A 9,604-nucleotide genomic window follows, 5' to 3' on the forward strand; every position below is an offset into this window, starting at 1 on the left:
AGATTCGAATTGTCAGATTAAGTACAACACGTAACTTATGTGTTACCCGCTTATACCCCATCACGGGGTATATATTTTTATTTTTCAGAGAACATAAGTTCGAATCAAGGAGGCTTATTATGGCAACCATTTCAAAATATCAGTTAAAAAATGGCAAAACGCGATATCAATACAATATTTACGCTGGAACTGACAAAGGTACCGGTCAGCGGAAGAAGATCCATCGTCGTGGGTTCACCTCTTACAAATCAGCCAGTGACGCTGCAAAATTAGTAGAAGCAGAAATAATTTCAAACAAACGAAACGTTACACCTCAAAAAGCTTGGAATTTGGGAGAATTTCTAGACTATTGGATAACTCATCTTAAGTTAAATGTAAAAGAAGGTACACGTATTGTTCATCGTGAAAACATTGAGACTTATATCAAGCCAAGAATTGGTAGCTATCCATTAACCGAGTACACTCTTGTAGAACATCAGCGCTTTATCAATGGTCTTTTCAGTGAAACAGGAATTGGGAGAAAAAAACAAGGCCTAAGCTGGGCTACCGTAAAATCAATAAACGGAACACTTTCTAACGCTCTAAAAAAAGCAACACAGCTCGGGTTTATTGAGTCTAATCCAACTATTGGAGTTGAGTTTTCCAGGAAATTCAAGCCTCAAAAACGTGAACTTCGTTACTATACTCTTGATGAAGTTAATGTTTTTCTGGAAACAGCCAAACAAGAACAACAACCATCATGGTACCCCTTCTTCCTGCTAATGTTCGACTGCGGTTTACGACTCGGCGAAGATTTGGCATTGAGATGGTCTCGGGTGGATTTCAACAAACGCACTTTGACAATAGACCAAAATAGACTCTACCGGGCTGAAGCTGACCAAAAAAGGCAGCTTAGAGAGTCCGGTGAAGTACTTGATGACTCTTACCTATCAATTACCCTGGACGACCCCAAAACAGAGCACAGCTCTCGTAATGTACCGTTAACTGCTCGTGCTTATACTGCATTACTAGAACTGCGTAATAAGCAATCAGCATTGCAAAAAGTAGTTACAATTAGCCCAAATCTGCAATCTGATCCCTCAAGCGATTTTGTATTTAGACGTTTCTATTTAACTGCTGGCAATGTTGGTGAACCTATATCTTCACGAGGGGCTGAAGGTGCCATGAAGCGCATTGCTAAAAATGCCGGCCTAAAACATCTCAATGTTCATGGATGCCGCCACTCATTCGCAGTGCGCTTGCGTGAAGCTGGCGTCGATATGGAAAACATCAGAGACTTGATGGGCCATGTTGATTTGACCACTACTCGTATGTATGCAGAAGTTACCCCCAAGATAAAAGAAGATGCGATGTCAAAGCTGGAAGATTATTTGAATAGTAGCAATTAAAAAAGCTCCAAAACGCATTTTTTACGCTTTTAGGAACCACAATGGGAACCATTTAAAGCAAAACAACGTTTTGGAGCTTTATTAATTTGAAATATTAGTGTGTCACAAACCCTTATTTACTAAGGCGTGAGGTTAACTTCTTAGTTAATTCTTCGTAACCAGGCTTGCCAAGTAAGGCGAACATGTTGTTCTTGTAAGCTTCAACACCAGGTTGGTTGAATGGGTTGATCCCGTTCAAGTAACCAGAAATGGCCACGGCAGCTTCAAAGAAGAACATTGTGTAACCTAACGTATAGGCATCCTGTGAAGGAATGTTAACGACCATGTTAGGCACACCGCCATCAACGTGGGCCATAATAACCCCTTCGAAGGCTTTGGTGTTAACTTGAGCCATCGTCTTACCTTCAAGATACTTCAAACCATCGAGGTTTTCGGTTTCCTTAGGAATGTCAACATCGCTAGTAGCGTTGTCAACTTTAACAACCGTTTCCATCAAATTACGACGACCTTCTTGGATATATTGACCCAATGAATGTAAGTCAGTCGTAAAGTTAGCTGATGATGGGTAAATACCTTTTTGGTCTTTCCCTTCAGATTCACCCATTAATTGCTTCCACCATTCTGAGAACATCGCCATATTTGGTTCGTAGTTTTCCAGAATTTCAGTAGTATAGCCTTTCCGGTACAAGATGTTCCGGTAAGCAGCATATTGATAAGCTTCGTTCTTAGTTAAATCGGCATCTTTGTATTCGTTTTGGGCATCGGCAGCACCCTTCATTAATGAATCGATGTCCCCACCTGATACAGCAATTGGTAATAAACCAACTGGTGTCAAAACAGTGAAACGACCACCAACATCATCAGGAATAACAAAAGTTTCGTAGCCTTCAGCGTCAGCTTCTTGCTTCAACGCACCGCGCTTGCGGTCAGTTGTTGCATAGATCCGGCCCTTAGCAGCTTCTTCACCATACTTCGCGATTAAACGTTCCTTGAAGACCCGGAATGCGATTGAAGGTTCTGTCGTCGTCCCAGACTTCGAAATGATGTTAACAGAAAAGTCGCGGTCACCGATCAAGTGAATTAAGTCGTTGACGTATGAAGATGAGATTGAGTTCCCAGCAAAGACAACTTGTGGGAATTTACGGTCTTCACGTGAAAGTGATGACCAGAAAGTTTCGTGTAAGAATTCAATGGCTGCCCGTGCACCGAGGTATGAACCACCAATCCCGATCACAACGAGGACGTCAGAGTCGCCTTGAATCTTCTTTGCAGCGGCTTTGATCCGTGCAAATTCTTCCTTATCGTAATCTGTTGGTAAATTTAACCAGCCGCGGAAATCATTACCGGCGCCGGTTCCTTCACGCAGCTCCTTATCAGCAGCTGTGACCATAGCTTGCATTTCGCCAAGTTCATTATCATGAACGAACTTAGTTAAATTAGAGCTGTCAAATGAAATGTGTGCCATTTACTATTACCTCTTTCTATACGTATTTACATGTCATATTATACAATAGCTCGCCTAATAATGAAAAGCGCTTCCCCCCTTTTTTCGTAAATTTTCGTAATTTGTGTAAAAAACAAATACAATTATTAACAAAAAAGGTGCTGATAACTTACCGTTACCGCACCTTAAACAGATTTTATGAATCTATAAATCAAATAATTACTTTTTAGTAAAGTTTTACTAAGCCTTCATTAAGGATAACGCAACCCCACCAACAATGACTAGAATCGAGCCAATCACCACGTAAACCATTTCTCGCTTCGTCTTGTGCTCCCCTAAGAGGTAGATACTCCCAAACGTAGAAATAACAATTCCCATTTGTGAAAGTGAGTATGCGACGGCTTGCCCAATTTGGGCCATTGCCATAAACATGAAGAGGTTCCCAACACCCCAGACCAGACCAGTGACGATATTACGATAAGTAGCTTTAACAACCCATGGCTTATCCTTAAAGGACCAGATCAAGGCACCGAGCAACATCCCCACTGCCTGGGGCATGACGACCGCCTGCGCATTGACGTTACCATAATGGACCACAATCGTATAACCAGCATAGCCAATCGTTGATAAGATCAAGGCGCGAATCCCAACACCCCAATTTTCAGAAGCACTACGGTTCGGATCAGTCTTATCAGTTAAGGAAGTCAACACGGCCCCCGCAATTAGAACAATCACGGAAACAGAACCAATCCAATACATGTTGCCGTGCCATTCATTAAATAACAGCACACCAGCCAATGCATTAGCAACCAGTTGCATCCCAGTTGAAATTGGCGTCGTCCGTGAAATGCCGACCGCCTTCATTGACGTAAATTGTTGACCTTGACCAATACTCCAAAACAACCCGGAAACGATCCCAATCAACCAAATTTTGCTTGTTAAAGTTGGCTGTTCGACCGCCCATAATGCCAAGCCAAATACCAAGGCTCCCATGGTCATCCCAAGGGTCTGTTGCCGAGCGGTACCGCCCATTCGGCCACTAATTAAGCCGATACTGCCCCACGCAATCGCAGGAATCAGTGCAATTAGAATTCCCATTACTAATAATCCTCATTTCTATGTTTTCTCTCTTGCCTAACGACAAAGAAATATTTTACCAGTTAAGTAACCGTTTTACCAGTCATAATCAGGTATTCAGAGCCGTATATAATTATTTTTATATTTTCATGAATTCGTTTTCTTAGTGATAGGGACCGTTTTCAATTAATGAAAACGGTCCCCGAAATACCCATTAAATTTTTTTTATTTGATGCTCAAATTATGCGCTATCGACTATTTGTCAAGCGTTAAAACCAGTACCTTCAAATAATTACTTGCTAAATATGCCTTGCGCGTGACAAAATCAGCTGGCAACCGGAACGTCTCACTAAGCGTAAAGTGCCGATCACTACCAACAAAGGCCGCCGTCACCGCAGCCTTAAACTTCTTCATAGAGAAGTTATTGGCAGTAGTTGCAATTACTAATTGACCGTCTCGCCGAACAACGGGCAAAGTTGCCGTTAATAAGTCCGTCAAATCGGTGGCAACTTGGAACTTTTGCTTCTTGACTCGAGCAAAGGTCGGCGCCGTTACGACCACAACGTCATAACTTAGTCGGTGCTTCTGGGCGTAATCTAGATAGCTGTTCACTTCGATTGCTCGAATTTCTTGCTTATCTGGATCAATGTTATTGATTGCCAGCTGATCAGCAGTTTCTTTGGCGCCCTTTTTGCTCGTTTCAATCGAAATTGTCTTGGCTGCGCCTGCGACCGCTGCGGCTGCCGTTACCCCATTTTCTTGACTAAACAGATTTAGAACCGTCTTACCTTGTAATTCAGCACCTGCCAACCATTCACGAATGGGCCGCATGTCTAATAACAACCCTGTCGTTAAATCATCGGCAAGATGTAATGGATACGTCACTGCGCCTTCTGTCACTAGCAACGGTTCTGGCGCCGCCTCCCCCGTTACCAATTGACTCTTCAAGTTAGCTTCTTCAACGTTGAACCGTAACTTAGCGTAGATCCCCTTAAATTGATGATCAGTCGCCGCTTCAAAAGCCGCGTAAAGCATTTCGCGTTGTTGATAAACACCTTCCGCATACCAAGTAAACACATAATAATCTTGATAACGATCAATAGCTAAACCACCTAAACCGTCACCATCCGCATTGAAGACCCGTTGTGGCAACTGCGGGTCCATGCTTGTTGCCCGCCGAACCAACGCCTGCTTGAATAGCTTACGGAAATAATCGGTCGTTGGTGTCTCACTTTCATCCAAGCTAAGCACCCAACCTAATTGTCGGCGATGCTTAGCAATCAACGCGTAACCCATAAATTGTGAACTCGCCATTAACGCCACGAAGGAGCCATCAGTTAGTTTCATACTTGGATCTTTTAAATCGTCTTGTACGAGTAAGGGGTAACCATCCTTGACTTTACGTTGAGAATTACCCGTAATTTGTACTCTTTGCATAGTTGTTGTTTCTCCTATTCATTTCAAATCTTATCTAAACTATTGATAAATCGCTGTTTGTAGCCTTGTTAAGGGTAACATATTTAGCCCCAGAGTGCGAGGTTGAACGCTAACAAATACGGAAATGCACTAGTCAGAATCAGTTTGCTAAATCACCAGTTTAGATCGCACGATTTTCGGTTCTACCTTAACGTTGCCTCGCATTAACAAAACCGGGTTTTAAGATCAATGCAATCTCAAAACCCGGTCACCTATTTAATCACGCTTTTCAAAGCGCCACATTAATCATCAATAATCGGCTTATCAAAACCTTCATCTGGAAAAGTGACGGTAAAACACGTTCCTTCATTTTCTACACTATCCACCTTGATCGCCCCACCATGTTGTTGGACCAATTGGTGTGAGATAGCAAGTCCTAAACCTGATTCACCGTACTTTGTGTTTTTTCGTGATGGATCGGCTTTATAGTACCGCTCCCAAATATTCTTGACCTGATCTGGTGTCATGCCAATCCCATGGTCTTGAATCGCCACGACTGTTGCGTGATCTGTCCGGCTAGCCGTTACTTCAATCACGTTAGCTTGCGAAAATTGAATGGCATTTTGCATGATGTTGAACAGGACTTGAACAAATCGATCGTAGTCCGCCCACACTGGTAACTTCTCAGGAACAGTCAGTTTAAATTGATCATCAGCGGCTGCCGCCTTCTTTGTGAGTTGTTCAACTAAGTTGTGCAAAACTTCGGCACCATCAAAATTGGTCTTATTTAAAGCAATCTGTCCGGTTCGAATTTTTTCGTAGTCTAAATTCTCATTAACTAGTCGAATCAGCCGCTTCGTCTCGTTTTGCATCAACTCAATCGAATGACCCTTGTCTTCTTCTGGAATCGCATCATAAGCCAATCCTTCCAAAATGCCATTAATCGTGGTCAACGGTGTCCGCATCTCATGCGCCGCATCCGCCATGAACTCCCGGCGCCGTTTTTCCTGCCGCTTAATTTCTTCATTAGAGGTTTTTAACGAGTTGACCATGCCGTTAAAGTCATCCGCTAAATCATCAATCTCATCTTTGTGATTACTATCCACTTGAATATCGAAATCACCGTTAGCAACGGAATGAGTGGCATAACGTAGCCGGTTGATTCGGCGAACCGAATAACGCGCTAAGATATAACTCAATAGTAGCGCCGCAATTCCTGAAACTAACAATGCGATGAACAAATTTTTTTCAATCTGTTGTTCGCTCGCTTGTAACGTTTGTTCAAACGAACCAATTGAAATTGCTCCAACAAATTTCTTAGTCGATCCATTCTTATAGAAAAGTGGCACTAGCACGTCAATCGTCCGCAACGATGGCGTATTCACTGGTTGATTGTGATTACGCGACCGAAACGTAACATGGGGCGCTTGTGTAATAATCTTATTCTGCTTGAGCTTTTTCCAATCCTTGGCCGAAATCTTAGGGTCATAGACCGAACCCCCAGGAGCACTGTCCATCGCTGTCCCCACGCCGCTAGGATAGACCAAGGTCTTATTAGCATCATAGACTGAAAAATGAATGTGCTGATCGCGTAAAATAACCGTGCCATCATTTAGAAATTGTTGGTTAAATCCCACGACTTGATTGGTCTTCGTATTATAACGAATTGCTTCTTTTTCAATACTCGCGGCGTACTGTTGTAATTGCTGCCAAGAATTTTGATAAAGCATCGTCCTAGTCGTCCGAATAAATGAGAACCCGAGAACCACAATCACCGTAATGATAACGGCAAAGAACGCCAGCATTTGTTGATAAATCAACTTCATTGAACGTCAACTCCACTATCATCAAACTTGTAGCCAACCCCCCAAACCGTCTGAATAATTTGTGGTCCGGCCTTTTCAATCTTTTGCCGTAACTTTTTAATATGTGCATCAACGGTTCGTTCGTCACCATAATATTCGTAATCCCAAACGAGTTGTAATAACTGCTCGCGTGAGAAGACCTGGCGTGGCTTCTGTGCTAAAGTCTTGAGTAGGTCAAACTCCTTAGGTGTCAGATCCTGAATTTGCTTGCCTGCTAAATAAGCCTCTCGTGTCTTAGTGTTGAGTTTAAAATGATCCGTCTGAACATCAAAAGAACTAACCACGTTGGCTGGTTGCTCAGCTGGCGTCGTCTTCGATAGATCAGCGCGCCGGTGTAGCGCCTTGATCCGGGCAATCAACGTAATCGGTGAAAACGGCTTGGTCACATAATCATCAGCTCCCATTTCTAACCCGAGTACTTGGTCACTTTCCGAGTCACGTGCTGTCAACATGATAATTGGTACAGTTGGTGAAGCTTTGCGAATATCCGCACTAACTTGCATGCCATCTTTACCAGGTAGATTCAAATCAAGGGTCACCATATCCCAGCCATTGACATCTTCGTTAAACATTTCGACTGCTTCATTACCATCATAAGCAAAGTGGGCATCCCACTTTTCCTTCTTAAAAAACATGGCCATCATTTCAGAGACCGACTTATTATCTTCAATCATTAATAATTTCATAGTACAACGTCCTCCAAGTTAATTACGATTGCTAACTTTATTGATTAATCATCATTTATTAACCTACTATTATCATACCCTACTTCGCGCTAGGATTCAGGTTTAGTATAACAACAAATTAATACCAAATCGTGCACGCTTTGTGAAATAACTGTGTCATCCGACAATTAAGTGCATCGTTTCTCTATTAGTATCTATGCCAACAAACTCCACTCACTTAATAACGTTCTAAAACAAAAACACAAATCTTCTACCATTCACCATGATTAGAAAATCTGTGTTCCGTTTACTTATTGATGAGCCCATCTAACCAACCATTCAGACCAATCCGTTAGGTATAAGGTACGCTGACGAAAGCCCACTAAAACAATCCTTTTTAGTTTTTAAACGAGTGGATGGGTGCTGGAATATGACCACCACGTTTAATGAAGGCTGTTGGTTGATTAGTATTAACCGGCATAACTGGTGCCCGGCCAAATAAGCCACCAAATTCAACCACATCGCCAACACCTTTACCAGTTGCTGGAATGACCCGCACCGCCGTCGTTTTATTGTTGATCATCCCAATTGCAGCTTCATCCGCAATCATGCCACTGATAGTAGCGGCACTAGTATCACCGGGAACCGCAATCATATCCAGACCAACTGAGCAGACCGCCGTCATCGCTTCCAACTTTTCAATATTTAAGCGACCAGCACTGACCGCGCGAATCATCTCGGCATCTTCAGAAACTGGAATAAACGCACCAGACAACCCACCGACATGTTCGCAGGCCATCACACCACCCTTTTTCACGGCATCGTTCAATAAAGCCAATGCTGCGGTAGTTCCTGGCGCACCAACACTTTCCAACCCAATTTCTTCCAGAATCTCAGCGACCGAATCACCCTCGTTAGGTGTTGGCGCTAGTGACAAGTCCACAATACCAAAAGGTACGTGCAATCGTTCAGACGCAATCGTACCTACAAATTGGCCCATCCGCGTCACTTTAAACGCTGTCTTCTTGATTTGTTCCGAAACCACGTCGATCGACTGTCCCCGAACTTCTTCCAAAGCCCGCTTCACCACACCAGGACCACTAATTCCAACGTTAATGACACGATCTGCCTCACCAACACCATGAAAAGCACCGGCCATGAATGGATTATCATCGACCGCATTGGCAAAGACGACTAAGCTCATGCAATTGACTGGATCATCGGCCGCAATCTGCTTAATGATATGACCCATTTCACCGACTGCATCCAAGTTGATGCCGGCCCGTGTTGACCCAACATTAACCGAACTACAAACTCGGCTCGTGGCAGCTAACGCAGCAGGAATTGATGCAATGAGCTTGCGATCCCCACTTTGATACCCTTTCTGAACCAACGCTGAGAAACCTCCAATCAGGTCAACACCTAGTGCTTGTGCTGCTCGCTCCATAGTCACCGCGTATGCGACATAGTCGTGATCTTGGCTGGCGGCCGCAATCAAGGCGATGGGGGTCACTGCAATCCGTTTATTAATGATTGGAATCCCGTACTCTTCTTGAATTTGAGTAGCCACTTTAACTAGGTCTTTGGCGCTACTCGTAATTTTGTCATAGATCTTCTGGCGAGCCCGCTCACCATCACTGTCAATACAATCGAATAATGAAATCCCCATTGTAATCGTGCGAATATCAAGATTTTCTTCAGCCACCATTTGAATGGTCTCTAAAATTGAACGACTTTCCATGGTAACCT

7 protein-coding genes are annotated in these 9,604 nt (G+C 43.2%); 1 reads left to right on the forward strand and 6 read right to left on the reverse strand.

The features are described from left to right. The first annotated feature begins 119 nt into the window (after window positions 1–119). Window positions 120–1,388: a tyrosine-type recombinase/integrase gene (locus RXV91_RS11105; RefSeq protein ID WP_316439897.1), complete on the forward strand. Its 1,269-nt coding sequence runs from the start codon at window positions 120–122 to the stop codon at window positions 1,386–1,388. 112 nt (window positions 1,389–1,500) lie between these two features. Here RXV91_RS11105 and RXV91_RS11110 read toward each other — a convergent pair whose 3' ends face one another. From RXV91_RS11110 to RXV91_RS11135, 6 genes are all read right to left on the reverse strand, one after another. Then, window positions 1,501–2,853 carry a glucose-6-phosphate isomerase gene (locus RXV91_RS11110; RefSeq protein ID WP_316439898.1) on the reverse strand — a complete coding sequence of 451 codons (1,353 nt, stop codon included), beginning with the start codon at window positions 2,851–2,853 and terminating at the stop codon, window positions 1,501–1,503. Between the two features lie 219 nt (window positions 2,854–3,072). Then, window positions 3,073–3,930, reverse strand: coding sequence for a GRP family sugar transporter (locus tag RXV91_RS11115; protein ID WP_316439899.1), 858 nt, complete (start codon window positions 3,928–3,930; stop codon window positions 3,073–3,075). Window positions 3,931–4,164: 234 nt separating this feature from the next. Next, window positions 4,165–5,346 (reverse strand): class I SAM-dependent methyltransferase, encoded by a 1,182-nt coding sequence (locus tag RXV91_RS11120; RefSeq protein ID WP_316439900.1) that lies wholly within the window; start codon window positions 5,344–5,346, stop codon window positions 4,165–4,167. 281 nt (window positions 5,347–5,627) lie between these two features. Further along, window positions 5,628–7,151, reverse strand: a complete 1,524-nt coding sequence (locus RXV91_RS11125) for a HAMP domain-containing sensor histidine kinase (protein ID WP_316439901.1) — start codon at window positions 7,149–7,151, stop codon at window positions 5,628–5,630. Further along, on the reverse strand, window positions 7,148–7,876 hold the full coding sequence (locus RXV91_RS11130) for a response regulator transcription factor (RefSeq protein ID WP_316439902.1): 729 nt from the start codon (window positions 7,874–7,876) through the stop codon (window positions 7,148–7,150). Before RXV91_RS11130 ends, RXV91_RS11125 begins: the two co-directional genes overlap by 4 nt. Before the next feature lie 376 nt (window positions 7,877–8,252). Continuing rightward, a complete protein-coding gene (locus RXV91_RS11135) occupies window positions 8,253–9,596 on the reverse strand; it encodes a PFL family protein (RefSeq protein WP_316439903.1) in 1,344 nt (447 codons plus the stop codon). Window positions 9,597–9,604: the final 8 nt, after the last annotated feature.

The organism is Lactiplantibacillus sp. DA1 (assembly GCF_032681335.1).
Taxonomy (GTDB): Bacteria; Bacillota; Bacilli; order Lactobacillales; family Lactobacillaceae; genus Lactiplantibacillus.